This window comes from Kribbella speibonae (genome assembly GCF_004331375.1).
Classification (GTDB): domain Bacteria; phylum Actinomycetota; class Actinomycetes; order Propionibacteriales; family Kribbellaceae; genus Kribbella; species Kribbella sindirgiensis.
Genome location: NZ_SJKC01000001.1, coordinates 2,598,000 through 2,614,925, shown reverse-complemented (window position 1 = coordinate 2,614,925; position 16,926 = coordinate 2,598,000). Strand labels below are relative to the sequence as shown.

The following is a 16,926-nucleotide window of genomic DNA, read 5'->3' as shown; positions in this document are numbered from 1 at the left end:
GGGTCATGACTGTTTTGCCTTCGGGTGAGCAATGGGTCCTCCGCGGCGGCGGGTACGAAGCGACGGTGGTGAGTGTCGGCGGCGGGCTGCGGGACCTCACGTACGACGGGCGCCCGGTCCTGCTCGCGTACGGCGAGGACGAGGCGGCGCATGCCGGACTCGGGCAGCACCTGTTCCCCTGGCCGAACCGGATCACGGACGGGCAGTACACGTTCGAGGGCGCCGACCAGCAGCTGTACCTGACCGAACCGGCCCGCCAGAACGCGATCCACGGCCTCACCCGCTGGGCGAACTGGGTCCGTCTCGACGACGGCTCCGACGGAGCTACTGTGGCGGTCGGCCACCGTCTGCACGGCCAGCCGGGTTACCCCCACCAGCTCGAGCTCCGCCTCGATTACCACCTGACGGACAGGCTGACCGTCACCGCCACTGCCACCAACGTCGGCCGATCAACAGCGCCGTACGGCTATGGAGCGCACCCGTACCTCAGCGTCGGTCGCCTGATCGACGAGTGCGTGCTCGAATTCACCGCGGCGCAGCGGCTCGAGGCGTCCGCGGACCGCATGGCGCCCGTGGGCCTGACGCCGGTGGAGGGTTCGCCGTACGACTTCCGCGCGGCGCGGCCGATCGGCTCGACCTCGATCGACAACGCGTTCACCGGCCTGGACGGCGAGTGGACCGTGTCCCTCACCGACCCGGACAGCGGCGCAAGGTCGGTACTGACGAGTGACACGCCGTGGATGCAGCTGTTCACCGGCGAGGCGGTCGGGCGTACGGCGCTCGCGGTCGAGCCGATGACCTGCCCGCCGGACGCGTTCCGTACCGGTCAGGACCTCGTCGTGCTCAAGCCCGGCGACTCACACACGACTAGTTTTCAGGTGTCCGTTTAGGACCGGCGCCGTGTTCGCGGGCGACCGCTGCCAGCTGTTTGGCGGCGCGGCTCGCCCGCGCACCCTCGGCCGCCTGGACCGCGAGGATGCCGATCCGGTTGTCATCGGCATCGAACAGCTGCAGCCACGCGTCGCCCGGGCGGAACCGCAGCGCGGTCACCTCCGACCACGGCAGCGTGTACGACTTGAACACGTTCCGGATCCGCAGCCGGTCCGCGTACGCCGTGACGCGCAGCGTCGTCATCCGGTACAAGATCCAGAGAATCGCCCCGAAGAACGCGAGCAGCGTGAGCCGCTGGAACCAGTCGAACGACCCACGATCCTCCGGCGACAACCGGAACCAGATCACCCCGAACACAGCGATCAGCGACAACCCCATCCCACCCGCCATCGCGGCAATAATCCGCGGATGAAACACGTAGAGACGGTCGGAGCCGGGCATGTCGCGGACCGTCAGATCCGGCAGGCGTGGATGTCGGTGGTGAGGATCGCGCGGGCGCCGACCTCCCAGAGCTGGTCCATCAGGCGCTGCGCCTCGGCGCGCTGGACCATGACGCGTACGGCGACCCAGCCCTGCCGGTGCAGCGGGGAAACGGTCGGCGACTCCAGGCCGGGCGCGACCGCGGTGGCGGCGTCGACGTCCTCGGCGCGGATGTCGTAGTCCATCATCACGTAGTTCCGCGCGATCAGAACGCCCTCGAGCCGGCGGACCAGCTGCTGCAGGCCGTTCGCCGGGGTCTCGACGCCATGCCGCTTGATCAGCACCGCCTCGGACTGCAGGATCGGCTCCCCGAACACCTCGAGCCCTGCCTGGCGCAGCGTCGTACCGGTCTCGACGACGTCCGCGATCACATCCGCGACACCGAGCTGGACGGCCGATTCCACGGCGCCGTCCAGACGCACGACCGCCGCGTCGACACCGTTCTCGGCCAGGTGGTCCTGCAGTACACCGGCGTACGACGTGGCGATCCGCTTCCCGGCCAGGTCCTTCACGGAGTCCGCGACCCCGGGCCGCCCGGCGAACCTGAACGTGGACGAACCGAACCCGAGGCCCATGATCACGTCCGCGTCGGCGTGCGAGTCCAGCACCAGGTCGCGGCCGGAGATCCCGACGTCGAGCGTGCCCTCGCCGACGTACACGGCGATGTCACGCGGGCGGAGGTAGTAGAACTCGACCTCGTTGGCCGCGTCGGTGAGGGTGAGGTCCTTGGTGGTCCGGCGCTGCTTGTAGCCGGCTTCGACGAGCATCTCGGTGGCGGCCTCGCTCAGCGAGCCCTTGTTGGGTACTGCGACGCGCAGCATGGCGACTGCCCTTTCTGGGGGTGTGAACCGGTGATCTGTGGAGGGGACTCCTACAGATGTCGGTACACGTCCTCGAGGTCCAGGCCGAGGGCATGCATCATCACCTGAGCGTGGTAGATGAGCTGTGACAGCTCCTCCGCGGCCCGCTCCTTGCCCTCGTACTCCGCTGCCATCCACGACTCGGCGGCTTCCTCGACCAGCTTCTTCCCGATCGAGTGCACGCCGGCGTCCAGCGCCGCCACGGTCCCGGAACCTTCCGGCCGCGTCGCCGCCTTCTCACCCAGCTCGGCAAACAGCTCCTCAAAACTCTTCATCGCCCGCCCAGCCTACGGGTCCCGCCCCCACGGTCCGCCGCCAGGTCCGGTGGGCGGACCCGATCTGTGGGTTACTGGACGGATGGAGCAACCATCGCAGATCTCGGTCATGCTGGCGGTTCCGGACGCTCCGGCCGCCGCGGAGTGGTACGCCGAGGCTCTCGGCGCCGTCGAACTGTGGAACCTGGGCAGCGTGATCGGTCTGAGCGTCGGCGGCGCACCGTTGTTCCTCGGGGAGCCGGGGAACAACATCTGGAACACGCCGGCGGCGACCGGTGCGCCGACGGTGCGCGTCGAGGTGTTCGTGGACGATCCGGACGCCTTCGTCCGGCGTGCGGTCGAGGCGGGCGCGGACGGCAGCTTCGATCCGGTCCGCGATCACGCGATGCCCTGGGGGACCCATCGGCAGGGGTCGTTCCTGGACCCATTCGGCCACCTCTGGTTCGTGGGCGACCGCTCTCCGTTAGAGGGCGTCTGAGGTCCCGGCGAGCGCGGCTGACCGGCTGCGGGGCGCCGAGTGGGCGTCGACGTACCAGTCGTGGCGCTCGGTGAGGAGGCGCTTGACCATGGCGTGGTCGAGGGTGTCGTCCGGTGTTCTGAGGTGGTACGGCGGTGGGTAGAAGGCGTCTCCGAGGAGGGCTACGCCGTCGGCCAGGACGATGGTGGAGTCCGGGGCGTGGTTTCCGCCGCCGTGGCGCAGTACGACGCCGGTCGGGAGGGTGAGCGTGTCGTCGAAGGTCTGGTCCGGGAGGACGATCCGGAAGTCGGTCCAGTCGGGGACGGCCAGGGCGCGGGCCCGGAAGCTGGGACCGAGCTTGGGGTTGGCCTCGACCTGGTCGTGGAGGTAGCGGTGGCTCCACGGGCGTTCGGCCTCGGCTTTCAGCAGGTCGACGGCTGTGGAGTGAGCGATCACGGTGACGTCGGGCCAGGCGCAGGCGCCCCAGGTGTGGTCCCAGTGATGGTGGGTGTAGACGAGCCACTTCGGCGCGGGCAGTCCGGCGGCGGCAATCGCCGTACCGACGGCTCTTGCGTGCTCGGGGCTGTTGCCGGCGTCGACGAGGACGCTGCCGCGGTCGTCGGCGATCACGGCGACGGACGGGCGGATCGCGTCGGGATCAGGGTCGTGCGGGTAGATCCAGACCCGACCCGTCAACTGCTGCAGCATGTGGCCGACGATAGCTGTATGCAGAGTCCTCGGAGAGTTCGTGATCTGGGTGTTGTCGTCGGAACGCTGCCCACGGGGCCGCTCAACGCGATCACCGACGTACCTGGCGTGCGGGTCGGTCAGACGACGATCACCGGCGACGGGCTGAACACCGGGGTGACGGCGATCGTCCCGGACGGCTGGGCGCAGACGCTGCCGGCCGCGGTTGCTGTCGGCAACGGGTACGGGAAGTTGATCGGTACGACGCAGGTGGACGAACTGGGTGTGATCGAAACCCCCATCCTGCTCACCGGGACGCTCAGCACGTTCCGCGTCGCCGACGCGCTGCTCACCTGGCTGCTCGACCGCGACCCGAAAGCAACCAGCCTGAACCCGATCGTCGGCGAGACCAACGACGGCCACCTCTCCGACATCCGCCGCCGCCCGATCACGCCTCAACACGTTCACGCCGCGCTGGACACCGCCTCCGACCTTGTAGAAGAAGGCTGCGTCGGCGCGGGCACCGGTACCTGTGCACTGGGCTTCAAGGCAGGAATCGGGACCGCGTCCCGTACGACGCCCTCCGGCCAGACCGTCGGAGTTCTGGTGCAGGCGAACTTCTCCGGTCTGCTGACCGTGCTCGGGCGCCCGGTCCCCGCCCAACCGATCGACGCGGACGGCAACTCCTGCATGATCGTGGTCGCGACCGACCTCCCGCTCGACTCCCGCCAACTCGGCCGGCTCGCCCGCCGGGCGATCTTCGCGATGGCCCGCGTCGGCTCCGACTACGCCCCCGGCAGCGGCGACTACGCGATCGCCTTCACCACCGCCCGTACGCCGGACTTCCCCGACCGCGACCTCCGGGCCCCGTTCCAGGCAGTCACCGAATCAGTCGAGGAAGCCCTCCTGAACTCCTTGACGATGGCCCACACCACCACCGGCCACCAGGGCCGCACCGCTCACGCCGTACCCCACGACCTCATCGTCCAGAGGCCTCTTTGAGCACCCGCCGACCATTTTCAGGGTCTCGAGATGGTTGGCGGGTGCTCAAGGTCGATCCGATCAGTGCGCCGAACGCGAGTAGTGCGGCCGCTGTGCGGATCAGGTGTGCGAGCTGCCAGCGATCGCGTACGGCGGCCCAGTCGGTCGGCGGGTTCTGCACCGACCAGGCGGTCTGGTCCGAGTTGATCGGCAGGTTGATCGCCAGCGTCGTCACGAAGACGACGACCAGCAACGCGACCGCCGCCAGCACCACGCGCCGATCGTTGCCCCGGGCCCAGATCGCCAGCACCACGGTGGTGACGATCGCCGGAATCAACGTCACCGAGGCGAGCCGATCCAGCGAGTCCAGCTCGACCAGCCGAACCTGCGTGTAGACCGAAGCCCCGAACCCACGCAATGAGTTCTCCAGCACCGCCACAGACACCAGGAACCCGGCAAAGACACCACTGAAGACCAGACTCAGCCCGCGAACGACGCGCGCCATCAGTACGCCACCCCAACCGGCTGGCAGACCGTCTCCGGCCGATCTAGCACCGCAAGCATCAGATGCGCGACGTCCGCGCGCGAGATCGTGTACCCGCGCGTCACCGTGCCGCCGACCTCCGTCCGGTAGGTCCCGGTCAGCGCCTTGTTCGTGAGCTTCGGCGGCCGCACGACCGTCCATTCCGTCGTACTGCTTCTGATGTCCGCTTCCATCACCCGCAGATCGGCGTACACGTCCGCAGCGAACGCGTTGATCATCGGATAGAGCAGCCGCCGGTTGAGGAAGCTCTCGTCCGGCGGCACCGGCCCGAGCGGCGCGGCACTCACCGCGACGAACCGCCGTACGCCCACGGCCTCCATCGCCGCCAGCATCGACCGCGTGCTCTCCGACGCGACCGGCCCGTCCTTCCGCCCGCGGGCCCCGACGCCGGAGATGACCGCCTCGCTCCCGTCGACGGCGTCCCGCAGCGGCTCCGCCTCGGTCAGGCCCGGTACCCGGATCACCTCCAGCGCCGGATGCTCCACGTCGTACGCCGACGACGTACGCACCACTGCCGTCACCTTGTGCCCCGCGTCGAGCGCCTGCCGTACGACGTGACCGCCGATCCCGCCCGTCGCCCCGAACACCGTGATCCTCATCCCGACCGCCTCCCTGAAATCTTCTCTGTTACTCATATAGTATGGAACTCATAAGATATGGAACAGATACAGGGAGGTGACATGCGCCACCGCCGGCGGACCGGGAACGAGATCAAGGCCGCGCTCCGCGACCTGCGGATCCAGCTCGTGCTGCTCAACCACCAGGTCGGCGGCGAGCTGGCGTTGAAGGACGTCGACCTCGACTGCCTCGACATCCTCGCCCGCGACGGCCCACTGACGCCGAGCGTCCTGGCCCGCCGGGCCGGCCTGCACCCGGCGACCCTGACCGGGATTCTCGACCGGCTCGAAGACGCCGGCTGGATCGCCCGCGACCGCGCCCGGCCGGACCGTCGCAGCGTCACGATCCGTGTGCTGCCGGACCGCGGGATGGAGGTGTTCCGCCTGTACCAGCCGATGATGAGCGCGATGGACGACGTACTGGCCGATTACACCGAGGCCGAACTCGAGCTGATCGCCACGTTCCTGCGGCGCAGCGCCGCAGCAGGCGAGCGTGTGCTGGGGCGCTCAGCTGTAGAGAACTGACAGCGTGCGGCCGAGACTCGCCAGCTCGGCCCGCAGCTCGGCGGGCTCCAGCACCTCGACCGTGTCCCCGAAGCGGCAGAGGGAGGCGGCTGCGTTCGGGATGGACTCGATCGGGATCGTCACCACCACACTCCCGTCGGCGTCTGGTTCGGCGGCGGCGACGGCTTTGACCAGCGCCGGGTACGAGACGTCGTACATCTTCGCGGCCAGCCGCGCGGACACCCGGACCACGGCCTCTGCTGTGTAGCGGACCTGGTCGAAGCCCTCCAGGTGGTCCCGCCAGAACTGCTGCAGCTCGAATCCCTCGTCGCGTTCGAACACTTCGTCGGTCGGCGTCAGGTCGAGGATGTTGGAGACGCGGTACGTGCGCAGTCCGCCGGGCGTGGACGCCACGACGTACCAACTGCCGTTCTTCAGCACGAGTCCGTACGGTTCGAGGATCCGCTCGACCTCGCGGGGCTCCTCCCAGCGGCGATACCGGACCTTGATGCGGCGGTCGTGCAGTACGGCGTCTGCGACGGCGGAGAGCTGTGGTGAGGTCTCGGCTTCCTGGTACCAGGCGGGCAGGTCGAGGTGGAAGCGGTTCTTCAGCCGGCCGGCGCGGTCGCGCTGATCGGGCGCTAGCGCTGCTAGCAGTTTGAGTTCAGCGGCGCTCGTCTCCGCGGTCAGTCCCAGTGCGGCGGCCGCGCCTGGCATGCCGACCAGGAACAGCGCGGCGGCCTCCTGTTCGGTGAGGCCGGTCAGGCGGGTGCGGTAGCCCTCGACCAGGCGGTACCCGCCTGCTCGGCCTTGGTCGGCGTACACCGGAACCCCGGCCGCGGCGAGCGCCTCGACGTCGCGATAGATCGTCCGCAGCGACACCTCGAGCTCATCGGCCAGCTCGCGCGCGGTCAGCTGCCGCCGCGTCTGCAGCAACAGCAGGATCGACAGGAGCCGGCTCGAACGCATACTCCGAGGTTAGTCCTTATGACTGCCATGGGTTGTCAGGTTTTGCTCCCAAGCTGTCCGGTATGACGACTTGGACCAAGGTGACCGGCGACTTCGACTTCCTCAACGGGTACTTCGACGTCCACCACCGAACCCTCAAACAGGCCTTCGTGGGCTGCGACGAATGGCTCGAGTACGACGGAACGACGACCGCGCGCACGCACTTCGACGGACAGATCAGCATCGACGAGATGCGGTTCCCGACGAAGGGGTCCTACGGGCTGTCGCTGCGCGTGTTCGACCCGGAGTACCTGCGATGGAGCATCTGGTGGGTCGACAGCCGGACGATGCAGCTCTACCCGCCCGTGCACGGCGGCTGGACCGCGGACGGCTCGCGGTGCCGGCTGGTCGGCGAGGACACGCACGAGGGGAAGCCGATCCTGTGCAGCTACGAGTGGTCGGACATCACGGCCGAGACCGCGCACTGGGAGCAGGCGTACTCCAACGACGGCGGCGAGACCTGGGAAACCAACTGGATCATGGACTTCACCCGGCGCCACACTCCCCCGCCCGCACTCGACGTACCGAAGCTCACCGACGACTTCGACTTCCTCGTCGGCCGCTGGTCCTTCCACAACCGGCGCCGGCGTCCGGTGCTGGGCGAGCCGTTCGAGTGGTACGAACACGACGCGACGATGGAAGCCAGAACCTACTTCGACGGCGCGATCAGCTTCGACGAGGGCTGGTTCCCGAGCGAGGGTTTCCGCGGCGCGACGATCCGCCTCTACAACCCTGTTGAGAAAACCTGGTCCATCCACTGGATCAACAGCCAACGCGGCCGCCTCGAAACCCCCGTCATCGGCGCCTTCCAGGACGGCACCGGCACCTTCGAAGGCCCCGACGAATGGAACGGCCAACCCATAGACGTCCGCTTCCTCTGGACCCCCGGCACCGACAAAGCCACCTGGCAACAATCCTTCTCCCCCGACAAGGGCAAAACCTGGACCCCCAACTGGCACATGGAACACACCCGCACCGAGTAGCGCGACGCTGAACCCGCAGCCGCCTGGGTTGGGGAGGATTACATGCCGTTCCGGGTACAAAACCCTCCCCAACCCAGCACGCGTGGGGTGGACTTCTACGGGTTCAGCTGGCGGACGGCGGCCAGGGTTGAGAGGGCGGCTTGGGTGGCTTCGTAGCCTTTGTCTTCTCGGCTGTCGGGGAGGCCGGCTCGGTCCAGGGCCTGGGGATCGTTGTCGCAGGTTAGTACGCCGAAGCCGATGGGGACTCCCGTCGTCACGCCCACCTGCATGAGGCCTTCGGTCGCCGCCTGGCAGACGTATTCGAAGTGGGGAGTGTCGCCGCGGATCACCACGCCGAGCGCGACGACCGCGTCGTACCCGGACTTCGCCGCGTGTAGCGACGCGACCGGGAGTTCGAAGGAGCCGGGGACCCGGATGACGGTGTGCTCGGTGACGCCGGAGTCCTCGAGTGCGCGGAGGGCGCCGGCGAGGAGGCCGTCGGTGACTTTCGGGTGCCACTGGGCGGCGACGATCGCGACCTTGGCGTCTTCGACGCGAGGTACCTCGATGGTGGGTGCTCCACTGCCCGACATCAGCCGGCTCCGTTCTCTTCAGTCAACACGCCACCCGGCAAATGGTGGCCCATCCGATCGCGCTTGGTGCGCAGGTACCGCAGGTTGTGCTCGGTCGGGTCGATGGAGATCCCGCGGCGTTCGACCACGTCGATGCCGTACCCCTGCACACCCGCGAGCTTGTCGGGATTGTTGGTCAGCAACCGCACTTCCTTGACACCCAGGTCGGCGAGGATCTGCGCACCGGTCCCGTAGTCGCGAGCGTCCGCCGGCAACCCGAGGTCCAGGTTCGCGTCCACCGTGTCGCGGCCCGCGTCCTGCAGTTCGTACGCCTGCAGCTTGTGCAGCAGCCCGATCCCGCGCCCCTCATGCCCGCGCAGGTAAACCACCACACCGCCCTCGGCCGCGACCTGCCGCATCGCCTCGTCCAGCTGCGGCCCGCAGTCGCACCGCAGCGACCCGAACACATCACCGGTCAGGCACTCCGAGTGCAACCGCACCAGCGTCGGCCCATCACCGAGCGAGCCGCGCACCAGGGCGAGCTGCTCCGACCCGTCCACGATGTTGCGGTAGCCGTGGGCAACGAAATCGCCGTACTGCGTCGGCAGCGTCGTCGTCGCGACCCGCTGGATCTGGGACTCGGTACGGCGCCGGTACCGGATCAGGTCGTCGATCGACACCAGGACCAGCCCGTGCTCGTCCGCGAACGTCCGCAGGTCGTGCCCGCGTTTCATCGTGCCGTCGTCGTTCACCAGCTCCGAGATCACCGCGGCCGGCGTCAGCCCGGCCATCCGCGCCAGGTCGATCGACGCCTCGGTGTGACCGGGCCGGACCAGTACGCCGCCCTCGCGACCGCGCAACGGGAACACGTGCCCGGGCTGCACCAGGTCGTACGGCTCCGAGGCGGAGTCAGTCAGCACCCGTATCGTCCGCGCCCGGTCCGCGGCCGAGATCCCGGTGGAGATCCCGTCCCGCGCGTCGACCGAGATCGTGTACGCCGTCCGCATCCGCTCCCGGTTGTGCGGCGTCATCAGCGGGATCCCGAGCCGGTCGAGCTCCGAGCCCTCCATCGGCACACACACCACACCGGAGCTGTACCGGATCAGGAACGCCAGCAGCTCCGGCGTCGCCTTGGACGCGGCGAAGATCAGGTCGCCCTCGTTCTCGCGGTCCTCGTCGTCGACGACGATCACCGGCCGGCCGGCGCGAATCTCGTCGATCGCGTGCTCGATCGTGTCGAGCTTCAGCACGTCACCCATCTATCCCACCACCACAGGTTCAGGAGCTTGGACCCGCTCACGGTTCTGGATCTTCCACCACGACGCGAATCCGACGACGCAGAACAGCCCGTACACGATGTACATCGACGCCGACGGGTAGAACTTCGCCTGGATCAGCAGCGGTACGCCGACCACGTCGACGGCGATCCAGATCAGCCAGAACTCGACGAAACCACGCGCCATCCCGTACGTCGCCAGGATCGACCCGGTGAGGATCCACGCGTCCCACTGCGGGCCCCACGATCCGAGTTCGCGCAGAACGAAGTACGAGATCGCGTACAGGACGACCGCGATACCGGCGAGCTCGAGCCGCTCGCGCGCGGTCGCCCACCGCGGCTGGACGCCGGTCGCGGCGCCGCCGTGGCGGGTCTGGTACCAGCGGTACCACCCGTAGAGGCTGACGAGCGCGAAGAACACCTGACGCCCGGCCTGGCCCCAGAGGTCCTTGTCCTGCGGGGTGTCGAAGATCCCGCCGACGAAGACCGTGAACAGCAAGACGTTGCCGACGATGCCGACCGGCCACGCCGACACCAGCCGGCGCATACCGAACAGCGCGCTGGCCAGACCGAACACGTTGCCGACGATCTCGCGGACCAGCACCTCCGACCCGGCGATCGTCACCGTGGAGTGCAACAACCAGTCGATCGGATTCACCGCACGCCTCCGTCGTCCTTCACGTCGTTCACGTTGCCTGCGGCAAGAAGTCGTTCCACGTACTTCGCGATCACGTCGACCTCGAGGTTGACGGTGTCGCCGATCTTGTTCGCACCCAGGACGGTCAGCTCCAGCGTGGTCGGGATCAGGCTGACCCCGAACGTGCCGGACGCGTCGTCGACATCGGTCACGGTCAGCGAGACACCGTCGATCGCGATCGAGCCCTTCTCGGCGACGTACTTGAGGATCGCGGGTGCGGTCGCGATCCGGACGTCTTCCCAACGCTCGCCGGGGATGCGCGCCGCGATCGTGCCGGTACCGTCGACGTGGCCCTGGACGATGTGACCGCCGAGCCGTTCGTGCGCGGCGACGGCCCGCTCGAGGTTGACCGGGGAGCCCTTCTGCAGACCGCCGAGGCTGGTCCGCTGCAGCGTCTCGCGCATCACATCCGCGGTGAACACGCCGCCGCCGTACTCCACCACCGTCAGGCAGCAGCCGTTGACCGCGATCGACGCGCCGTGCGCGGCGTCCTCGGTCACCTTCGGACCGCGGATGGTGAGCCGCGCGGCGTCACCGTCCAGCAAGTCCAGTGACTCGACCGTGCCGAGTTCTTCGATGATGCCGGTGAACATCTACTTTCCTCCCAGAGGAACCAGGGTCAGCCGGACGTCGTCGCCCAGGCGGGTGACGTCCGCTAGCTTGAACCGCCGCAGGTGGTCGATCGATTCCGCGCCGAGGTCGCCGACCGCGCCGTACCCGGAACCGAGCACGGCCGGGGCGACGTACGCGACGATCTGGTCGACGAGCCCGGCGCGCAGGAACGCGGCGGCCAGCGTCGGGCCGCCTTCGAGCCAGAGGTGCCGGATCTGCCGGTCGTCCAGCTGCCGGAGCACCTCGGCGGGATCGTGGGTCGGCAGCAGCAAGGTCTCCGCGCGCTCGTTGCGGACTCGCGCGGTGGGCGGGATCTCACGGTCGCCGACGACCACCCGCAACGGCTGCCGCGCCGCGGGTACGTCGTGCTCGTCGCGGACCGTCAGTTCGGGGTCGTCGTCCAGCACCGTCTGGGTGCCGACGGCAATCGCATCGCACTCGGCGCGCTGCCGGTGGACGTCGGCGCGCGCGATCGGACCGGTGATCCACTTACTGGTCCCGTCCGGTGCCGCGGACCGCCCGTCGAGCGTGGTCGCGAACTTCCAGGTGACGAACGGCCGCCCCGTCCGGACGCTGTGCAACCAGACCTGGTTGACCGCCTCGGCCTCGGACTGCAGGACGCCCTGCACGACGTCGATGTTCTTGTTCCGCAGCTTGTCGGCGCCACCGGAAGCGGTCCGGTTCGGATCGGGTACGGCGTACACGACGCGCGCGACCTCGGCCTCGATCAGGGCGTCCGCACACGGACCGGTCCGGCCGGTGTGGTTGCACGGCTCGAGCGTGACGTACGCCGTACCGCCGCGGGCCTGTGCGCCGGCCATCCGGAGCGCCTCGATCTCGGCATGCGGGCCGCCGGCAACGGCATGGAAGCCCTCGCCGACCGGATGCCCGTCGCGGCCGGTGATCACGCACCCGACGACCGGGTTCGGATGGGTGCTGCCGGTACCTCTCGCAGCCAACTCGACAGCACGCCGCATCCAGGCGATGTCGATCGGCGACGCGTCGTTCACTACTCGGACCCCTCGTCGTCACGGACGCACTCCGGGGCCTCGACCGGCACGTCTGCTCCGCCGCCCGCCGGGACACAGGTGACCCAAGGCGCCAGAGCACACCCGCCGACCGCGTGCGCCTCCCATCCGGACTTTCACCGTCGGTCCTGGAATTCCACCAGGTCAACCGATCGCCGAACCGCAGCGACCGGGTCGCGGACTGTAACCGCCGGCTCGGAATTACACCGACCCCGGAGCACGCGAGTGGGTTCACTCGTGCTTCAAGTATGCCCCTCCCCGCAACCCGCACCACGACCCAGGTCACATCCTGAGCCGGCACCCTGGCACCAAGCCGCGGTGGCGGTGAACAAGGTATTTCCTGTTCACCGCCCCCGCGGGGTGTTCCCAGCCCCGGTGGGCGGCGCCGCTGGAGCCGGTCGAGGAGTCCGGTGAACCTGTACCTTCTTGCCGGTGGAGGCGTTTGCTGGGCGGTATCGGCTGATCGACCTGATCGGAACCGGCGGGATGGGTTCGGTCTGGCGCGCCTGGGACCTGCGGCGCTCGGCCTATGTCGCCGCCAAGGTCCTCGGGCAGCACGACGCCGGCACTCTGCTGCGCTTCGTCCGGGAGCAGTCGGTACGGATCCAGCACCCGCACGTCGTCGCCCCGCACGGCTGGGCCGCGGACGACGACAAGGTCGTGTTCGCGATGGACCTGGTCCGTGGAGGTTCGGTCGCCACGCTCCTGGGAGACCACGGGCCGCTGCCGCCGTCGTACGTCGCCGTACTGCTCGACCAGCTCCTGCAGGCGCTGTCCGCGGTGCACGCGGCGGGCGTCGTACACCGCGATCTCAAACCCGCGAACCTGCTCCTCGACGCGACCGGCACCGGCCGCCCGCACCTGCGCCTGTCCGACTTCGGCGTCGCCGGTCTGGTCGACGAACCGCGCATGACACGGAACAGCACGGTCCTCGGCACCCCTGGCTATCTCGCACCCGAACAACTGTCCGGCGAGGACCCCGACCCCCGCCAGGACCTGTACGCCGTCGGCGCCGTCGCCTACGAACTCCTCACCGGCGACCGCCCCACCGGTTCCCGCCCATCCGCAGCCGGCCCGTTGGCCGACTTCATCCACACCTGTACGGCGACCAACCCCGCGGACCGCCCCGCCACAGCCCGAGCCGCAGCCCGCCTACTCGCCGAAACCGGCACCCTCCCGCCCGCAGGCACCCTCCCGTGGACCACCCAGCCCGACGCCCCTGAAGTCTTCGACCAACTCCCACCCCTCCCACCCTCCTGGACCCCCGCCGGCCCAGCCAGCCCCAGCGGAAACACCACCGCGCCAGCCGAGCCCACCCAACCTCCCCAAGCAGTCGGCCCGGTCCAACCCACCGCCGCCGCCGGGACCACCAGCTCCAACGGGCCCGCGCGACCCGCCAACCCCACCGGAGCCACCGGAGCGGGCGGGCCTGCTGGGGTGGAGCGCTCGGCGGTTTCGCAGGGTGCCGGGGTGCAGGGCTCGGCGGTTTCGCCCGGTGCCGAGGTGGAGGGGGCGGGGCGGAGGCGGGGGCTGGTGTGGTTGGCGGTGGGGTGTTTTGTGGGGGCTGCGGGGTTGATCGGTAGTGCTGTCTGGGTTCTGGTGAACTGAAGGCGACGAAGCCCGGGACGCGGATCGTGTCCCGGGCTTCCGATTGTTACCGCGGCATCTGCGGGCCACCCCAATTGTTCGACTGCGCGGGAGCCGGCTTCTTCCGCAGTCGGGCGATGATCAGCCCGCCGATCAGGAGGAGCACAGCGCCTCCCCCGCCGAGTCCGGCGACCAGGGCCACCGGTGTCCCGTCATCCGAGTCGGAACGTCCCTGCACCGGCTCGCCGGCCCGGTTCTTGTCACCGGAGTCCCCCGGCTCCGACGGCGTCGTACTCGGTGTCGCGCTCGGCGTCTCGGTCGGCGTAGGGGTCACGGACTCACCCGAGACCGGTGTCGCGCCGTCGACGTACTCCGGCTTGCCCGCCCCCGCCGTACCGACCACGCCGACCGTGAGGTTCAGCGGGATCGTGAACGCCTTGTCGTTCGTCTTCCGGGTCAGCGACACGGCCAGGTAGTACTCGCCGGGCGTCGACGTTCCGGTGTCCTGGTTGTTGGCCCCGTTGCGGTTCAGGTACCGGATCTCCTTGGTGGTCAGCCCTTTCACCAGCCCGCGCTTCGTCAGCACGGCCTTCGTGTACGAGCCGCCTGGTACGTTCTTGGCGAAGATCGCGAACACGTCTTCACCGGTCGGCGAGATCAGCGCGCTGTCGAGGTACCGGATCCCGTCGATGGCCGCGGCCGCGGCGCCGGCCATCTCCGGGACGGTCACCTGCGCCTGGATCCGCTGACCCCAGTCCGCCTTCACCCGATACAGCTGGAGCTCGCCCGGCATCAGCGTCGTCTTGTACGTACCCGGCTGGAGCAGCGGCGCGTCCGGGAAGCTCGACCCGGGAACGATCTCGCGCGGCGTCGACGCGGACATCTGCGTCCAGACCGGGTCAGCGGCCGCCGCCGGCAGGTGCGTGATCGAGTCGACCGGCGGCTCCTCGTCGATCCGCAACTCGTACGGGACGCCCTTGAGTTGCAGGTAGTCCTTCCCCGGGTTCACCGTGAGCACCAGCTGATCGGAGTCGGCGCACTCGTCGTTCTTCTTCTCGTACTTCGACCAACTGGCCGCCGTCCCGGTCGCCAGCCCCTGGTCGCCGTCGAACCCCCGCGGGTAGCTCCAGCCGCACTGCTCACCCGTGAGCGTGTTGAGCCACACCTCGGACTGGATCACGAAGCTGCCACCGGCCGGACGCCGGAAGCTCACCCCGGCGCGCAGCGTCGAACCCTTGATGGTCCGCTTGATCAGGTAGTGCTTCGAGGTGTTGTCCACACCGAACGTGTCGGAGTAGTGGCCCGGGGCAAGCACCGGTGCGCCTTCCTGCTGCGGCGCGCCGTGCACCGGCGTCCCCGAGATCCGGAACGGGCGGAAGGCTCGGGTCGACAACCTGCCCAGACCCGCCTCGAGATCGACGGTCGAGTCGGCGTCGTAGTAGTCGCCGCGCCCTTCGCGAGCCACACACTGCAGCTGCGTGCGCGCCTTCCCGCCGACGCGGAAGCCCACCACGTCGATCTTCAGGTCGATCCCCTGCTGGGCGATCGATCGTGCCACCGCGCACGGCTCCGGCGCACAGGTCGCCTCGCCGTCCGAGACCAGCACGATCGTGCGCTGACCGACCGGACCGAGATCCTTCGCGGCCTGTTGAAGGGCGTAGCCGATCGGGGTCTCGCCGTACGGCTTGTACCTTGCGATCGCCGCCTGCAGCTGGGGCCGGTTGCCGGTCCCGATCGGGACGGTCAGCTGGGTATCGGTGCAGGCGCCCGCCTGAGTGCGTTTGAACACGGTCGCGCCGTACACCCGGAGGCCGACCTCGGCCGCCTCGGGGAGCTTGGTCACCACACTCGACAGCGCCGTCCGGGCGGCGGCGATCTTGGCGTGCCCGTCGCCGGCCGGCTCCGCCATCGAGCCCGACGAATCGAGGACCAGCACGAGCTTGCCGCCGCTCGGAGCAGGGTCCGCGAGCGCGGCCGGCGTGGTCAGGCCACCCAGGACCGCGGCCAGCGTGACGGCGAGGAGCGCCCACACCACGGGCCGGCGGCGGTGTGCCTGGTGAGTCGTCATGGTTTCCTCCGGTGAGATTCGCTGCCGCAAACCTTCGCAGTTTGCTATCGCAAATGTCAAGCCCGTTCCAGGCTGGAATTTCCGGTTCGCAAGTGCGAAGATCTTTGCATGGAGCAGACGGCACACAATCTGCAGCAGCAGGTCGAGCTGTACGGCGAGCCGCTGGGCGAGGTGGTCCGGCGGATCACCGGCCAGCTCGGCCTGACCCAGGGCGGGCTCGCCCAGGTGATCGGCCTGTCCGCGCCGATGCTGTCGCAGCTGGTCAGCGCGCAGCGGGTGAAGATCGGCAATCCCGCGGTGGTGTCCCGGCTGCGGGCTGTGTCCGAGCTCACCGACCTGGCCGTGGCGGGCGGGATCGAGCCTGATCGCGTCGCGCACGAGCTGGACGAGATCCGCGCCGCCACCGGCGCCTACACGCGCCCGACCACAGCCCATCTGGCCCGCTCGGCCGCGCCGGGCCAGCCCGCTGCAGGACCGGTCGCAGGGCAGCCCATCGACCCACCGGCCCGTTTCCTGCGACCCACGACCTACGTCGGCGAGCTGCCCCCGTCCCCGTCGGCGCGCAGTGTCGTCCGGGAGATCCAGGACCTGTTCCGGGCCGTCGCTTCGGCCGAGGAGATCCAGCAAGCGGCCGCCGCCGTGGACTCGCCGGCGATCGCCGAGTTACTGCTTGCCTACGGCACCGGCAGGACAGCCGACGCCCTGGCGCACTACGAGCGGCACCACGGCTGACAACGCCAGGAGCGATAGCACCCGGCTGATATAGCACAACCCGAGTAGACATTAGGCGCTGTCTCACGCCTCGTCGGCACGGAATGCG

20 protein-coding genes and 1 riboswitch are annotated in these 16,926 nt (G+C 69.1%); of the genes, 7 read left to right on the top strand and 13 right to left on the bottom strand.

The annotated features are described in order from the left end of the window. Positions 1-5: 5 nt before the first annotated feature. Entirely contained in the window at positions 6-890 is an 885-nt protein-coding gene (locus E0H92_RS13160; RefSeq protein ID WP_131467532.1) for an aldose 1-epimerase family protein, read from the top strand. On the opposite strand, the gene E0H92_RS13155 is transcribed toward E0H92_RS13160, so the two are convergent. Genes E0H92_RS13155 through E0H92_RS13145 form a run of 3 tightly spaced genes read right to left on the bottom strand, consistent with a single transcriptional unit; the run spans position 868 to position 2,506 of the window. Beyond that, positions 868-1,332, bottom strand: a complete 465-nt coding sequence (locus E0H92_RS13155) for a PH domain-containing protein (RefSeq protein WP_131467533.1) — start codon at positions 1,330-1,332, stop codon at positions 868-870. The genes E0H92_RS13160 and E0H92_RS13155 overlap by 23 nt on opposite strands. An 11-nt stretch (positions 1,333-1,343) precedes the next feature. Then, a complete protein-coding gene (gene hisG / locus E0H92_RS13150; protein WP_131467534.1) occupies positions 1,344-2,192 on the bottom strand; it encodes an ATP phosphoribosyltransferase in 849 nt (282 codons plus the stop codon). A 50-nt stretch (positions 2,193-2,242) separates the two neighbouring features. Further along, on the bottom strand, positions 2,243-2,506 hold the full coding sequence (locus E0H92_RS13145; protein ID WP_131296305.1) for a phosphoribosyl-ATP diphosphatase: 264 nt from the start codon (positions 2,504-2,506) through the stop codon (positions 2,243-2,245). Between the two features lie 82 nt (positions 2,507-2,588). Here E0H92_RS13145 and E0H92_RS13140 point away from each other — a divergent pair, with 82 nt between their 5' ends. Then, positions 2,589-2,984, top strand: a complete 396-nt coding sequence (locus tag E0H92_RS13140) for a VOC family protein (RefSeq protein WP_131467535.1) — start codon at positions 2,589-2,591, stop codon at positions 2,982-2,984. Here E0H92_RS13140 and E0H92_RS13135 read toward each other — a convergent pair. Next, positions 2,970-3,671: an MBL fold metallo-hydrolase gene (locus E0H92_RS13135; RefSeq protein WP_131496369.1), complete on the bottom strand. Its 702-nt coding sequence runs from the start codon at positions 3,669-3,671 to the stop codon at positions 2,970-2,972. The two genes, E0H92_RS13140 and E0H92_RS13135, sit on opposite strands and share 15 nt — an antisense overlap. 18 nt (positions 3,672-3,689) lie before the next feature. On the opposite strand from E0H92_RS13135, the gene E0H92_RS13130 reads away from it, so the two are divergent. Further along, a complete protein-coding gene (locus tag E0H92_RS13130; RefSeq protein ID WP_131496368.1) occupies positions 3,690-4,652 on the top strand; it encodes a P1 family peptidase in 963 nt (320 codons plus the stop codon). Here the strand turns inward: E0H92_RS13130 and E0H92_RS13125 are convergent. Beyond that, on the bottom strand, positions 4,630-5,136 hold the full coding sequence (locus E0H92_RS13125) for an anthrone oxygenase family protein (RefSeq protein ID WP_131496367.1): 507 nt from the start codon (positions 5,134-5,136) through the stop codon (positions 4,630-4,632). The genes E0H92_RS13130 and E0H92_RS13125 overlap by 23 nt on opposite strands. Further along, entirely contained in the window at positions 5,136-5,774 is a 639-nt protein-coding gene (locus tag E0H92_RS13120) for an NAD(P)-dependent oxidoreductase (protein WP_131496366.1), read from the bottom strand. Before E0H92_RS13120 ends, E0H92_RS13125 begins: the two co-directional genes overlap by 1 nt. A gap of 81 nt (positions 5,775-5,855) precedes the next feature. Here E0H92_RS13120 and E0H92_RS13115 point away from each other — a divergent pair, with 81 nt between their 5' ends. Then, positions 5,856-6,317: a MarR family transcriptional regulator gene (locus E0H92_RS13115; protein WP_131496365.1), complete on the top strand. Its 462-nt coding sequence runs from the start codon at positions 5,856-5,858 to the stop codon at positions 6,315-6,317. Here E0H92_RS13115 and E0H92_RS13110 read toward each other — a convergent pair. Beyond that, complete coding sequence (locus E0H92_RS13110) at positions 6,300-7,265, bottom strand: helix-turn-helix transcriptional regulator (RefSeq protein ID WP_131496364.1); 966 nt, start codon at positions 7,263-7,265, stop codon at positions 6,300-6,302. The two genes, E0H92_RS13115 and E0H92_RS13110, sit on opposite strands and share 18 nt — an antisense overlap. A gap of 62 nt (positions 7,266-7,327) precedes the next feature. On the opposite strand from E0H92_RS13110, the gene E0H92_RS44665 reads away from it, so the two are divergent. Continuing rightward, positions 7,328-8,287, top strand: coding sequence for a hypothetical protein (locus E0H92_RS44665; RefSeq protein WP_202873588.1), 960 nt, complete (start codon positions 7,328-7,330; stop codon positions 8,285-8,287). A gap of 95 nt (positions 8,288-8,382) precedes the next feature. Here E0H92_RS44665 and ribH read toward each other — a convergent pair whose 3' ends face one another. Genes ribH through ribD form a run of 5 tightly spaced genes read right to left on the bottom strand, consistent with a single transcriptional unit; the run spans position 8,383 to position 12,433 of the window. Further along, complete coding sequence (gene ribH / locus E0H92_RS13100; RefSeq protein ID WP_131496363.1) at positions 8,383-8,859, bottom strand: 6,7-dimethyl-8-ribityllumazine synthase; 477 nt, start codon at positions 8,857-8,859, stop codon at positions 8,383-8,385. Beyond that, positions 8,859-10,097 carry a bifunctional 3,4-dihydroxy-2-butanone-4-phosphate synthase/GTP cyclohydrolase II gene (locus E0H92_RS13095; protein WP_131467543.1) on the bottom strand — a complete coding sequence of 413 codons (1,239 nt, stop codon included), beginning with the start codon at positions 10,095-10,097 and terminating at the stop codon, positions 8,859-8,861. Before E0H92_RS13095 ends, ribH begins: the two co-directional genes overlap by 1 nt. Then, entirely contained in the window at positions 10,098-10,772 is a 675-nt protein-coding gene (gene pnuC, locus E0H92_RS13090; protein ID WP_131467544.1) for a nicotinamide riboside transporter PnuC, read from the bottom strand. Next, positions 10,769-11,404 carry a riboflavin synthase gene (locus E0H92_RS13085; protein WP_131496362.1) on the bottom strand — a complete coding sequence of 212 codons (636 nt, stop codon included), beginning with the start codon at positions 11,402-11,404 and terminating at the stop codon, positions 10,769-10,771. Before E0H92_RS13085 ends, pnuC begins: the two co-directional genes overlap by 4 nt. Further along, complete coding sequence (gene ribD, locus E0H92_RS13080) at positions 11,405-12,433, bottom strand: bifunctional diaminohydroxyphosphoribosylaminopyrimidine deaminase/5-amino-6-(5-phosphoribosylamino)uracil reductase RibD (protein ID WP_131467546.1); 1,029 nt, start codon at positions 12,431-12,433, stop codon at positions 11,405-11,407. A 110-nt stretch (positions 12,434-12,543) separates the two neighbouring features. Further along, positions 12,544-12,675: riboswitch (FMN riboswitch) on the bottom strand. 208 nt (positions 12,676-12,883) lie between these two features. Between ribD and E0H92_RS13075 the strand changes: the two genes are divergently transcribed. After that, on the top strand, positions 12,884-14,059 hold the full coding sequence (locus tag E0H92_RS13075) for a serine/threonine-protein kinase (RefSeq protein WP_238153434.1): 1,176 nt from the start codon (positions 12,884-12,886) through the stop codon (positions 14,057-14,059). A gap of 46 nt (positions 14,060-14,105) precedes the next feature. Here E0H92_RS13075 and E0H92_RS13070 read toward each other — a convergent pair whose 3' ends face one another. Next, positions 14,106-16,106, bottom strand: a complete 2,001-nt coding sequence (locus E0H92_RS13070) for a vWA domain-containing protein (protein ID WP_131496361.1) — start codon at positions 16,104-16,106, stop codon at positions 14,106-14,108. Between the two features lie 108 nt (positions 16,107-16,214). On the opposite strand from E0H92_RS13070, the gene E0H92_RS13065 reads away from it, so the two are divergent. Continuing rightward, positions 16,215-16,838, top strand: a complete 624-nt coding sequence (locus tag E0H92_RS13065; RefSeq protein ID WP_131496360.1) for a helix-turn-helix domain-containing protein — start codon at positions 16,215-16,217, stop codon at positions 16,836-16,838. Positions 16,839-16,926: the final 88 nt, after the last annotated feature.

What these genes read in the sequence shown, in the direction of transcription:
- E0H92_RS13160 (WP_131467532.1), top strand. Translation starts at nt 6, where the DNA reads ATGACTGTTTTGCCTTCGGGTGAGCAATGGGTCCTCCGCGGCGGCGGG.
- E0H92_RS13155 (WP_131467533.1), bottom strand. Translation starts at nt 1,332, where the DNA reads ATGCCCGGCTCCGACCGTCTCTACGTGTTTCATCCGCGGATTATTGCC.
- hisG (WP_131467534.1), bottom strand. Translation starts at nt 2,192, where the DNA reads ATGCTGCGCGTCGCAGTACCCAACAAGGGCTCGCTGAGCGAGGCCGCC.
- E0H92_RS13145 (WP_131296305.1), bottom strand. Translation starts at nt 2,506, where the DNA reads ATGAAGAGTTTTGAGGAGCTGTTTGCCGAGCTGGGTGAGAAGGCGGCG.
- E0H92_RS13140 (WP_131467535.1), top strand. Translation starts at nt 2,589, where the DNA reads ATGGAGCAACCATCGCAGATCTCGGTCATGCTGGCGGTTCCGGACGCT.
- E0H92_RS13135 (WP_131496369.1), bottom strand. Translation starts at nt 3,671, where the DNA reads ATGCTGCAGCAGTTGACGGGTCGGGTCTGGATCTACCCGCACGACCCT.
- E0H92_RS13130 (WP_131496368.1), top strand. Translation starts at nt 3,690, where the DNA reads ATGCAGAGTCCTCGGAGAGTTCGTGATCTGGGTGTTGTCGTCGGAACG.
- E0H92_RS13125 (WP_131496367.1), bottom strand. Translation starts at nt 5,136, where the DNA reads ATGGCGCGCGTCGTTCGCGGGCTGAGTCTGGTCTTCAGTGGTGTCTTT.
- E0H92_RS13120 (WP_131496366.1), bottom strand. Translation starts at nt 5,774, where the DNA reads ATGAGGATCACGGTGTTCGGGGCGACGGGCGGGATCGGCGGTCACGTC.
- E0H92_RS13115 (WP_131496365.1), top strand. Translation starts at nt 5,856, where the DNA reads ATGCGCCACCGCCGGCGGACCGGGAACGAGATCAAGGCCGCGCTCCGC.
- E0H92_RS13110 (WP_131496364.1), bottom strand. Translation starts at nt 7,265, where the DNA reads ATGCGTTCGAGCCGGCTCCTGTCGATCCTGCTGTTGCTGCAGACGCGG.
- E0H92_RS44665 (WP_202873588.1), top strand. Translation starts at nt 7,328, where the DNA reads ATGACGACTTGGACCAAGGTGACCGGCGACTTCGACTTCCTCAACGGG.
- ribH (WP_131496363.1), bottom strand. Translation starts at nt 8,859, where the DNA reads ATGTCGGGCAGTGGAGCACCCACCATCGAGGTACCTCGCGTCGAAGAC.
- E0H92_RS13095 (WP_131467543.1), bottom strand. Translation starts at nt 10,097, where the DNA reads ATGGGTGACGTGCTGAAGCTCGACACGATCGAGCACGCGATCGACGAG.
- E0H92_RS13085 (WP_131496362.1), bottom strand. Translation starts at nt 11,404, where the DNA reads ATGTTCACCGGCATCATCGAAGAACTCGGCACGGTCGAGTCACTGGAC.
- E0H92_RS13070 (WP_131496361.1), bottom strand. Translation starts at nt 16,106, where the DNA reads ATGACGACTCACCAGGCACACCGCCGCCGGCCCGTGGTGTGGGCGCTC.
- E0H92_RS13065 (WP_131496360.1), top strand. Translation starts at nt 16,215, where the DNA reads ATGGAGCAGACGGCACACAATCTGCAGCAGCAGGTCGAGCTGTACGGC.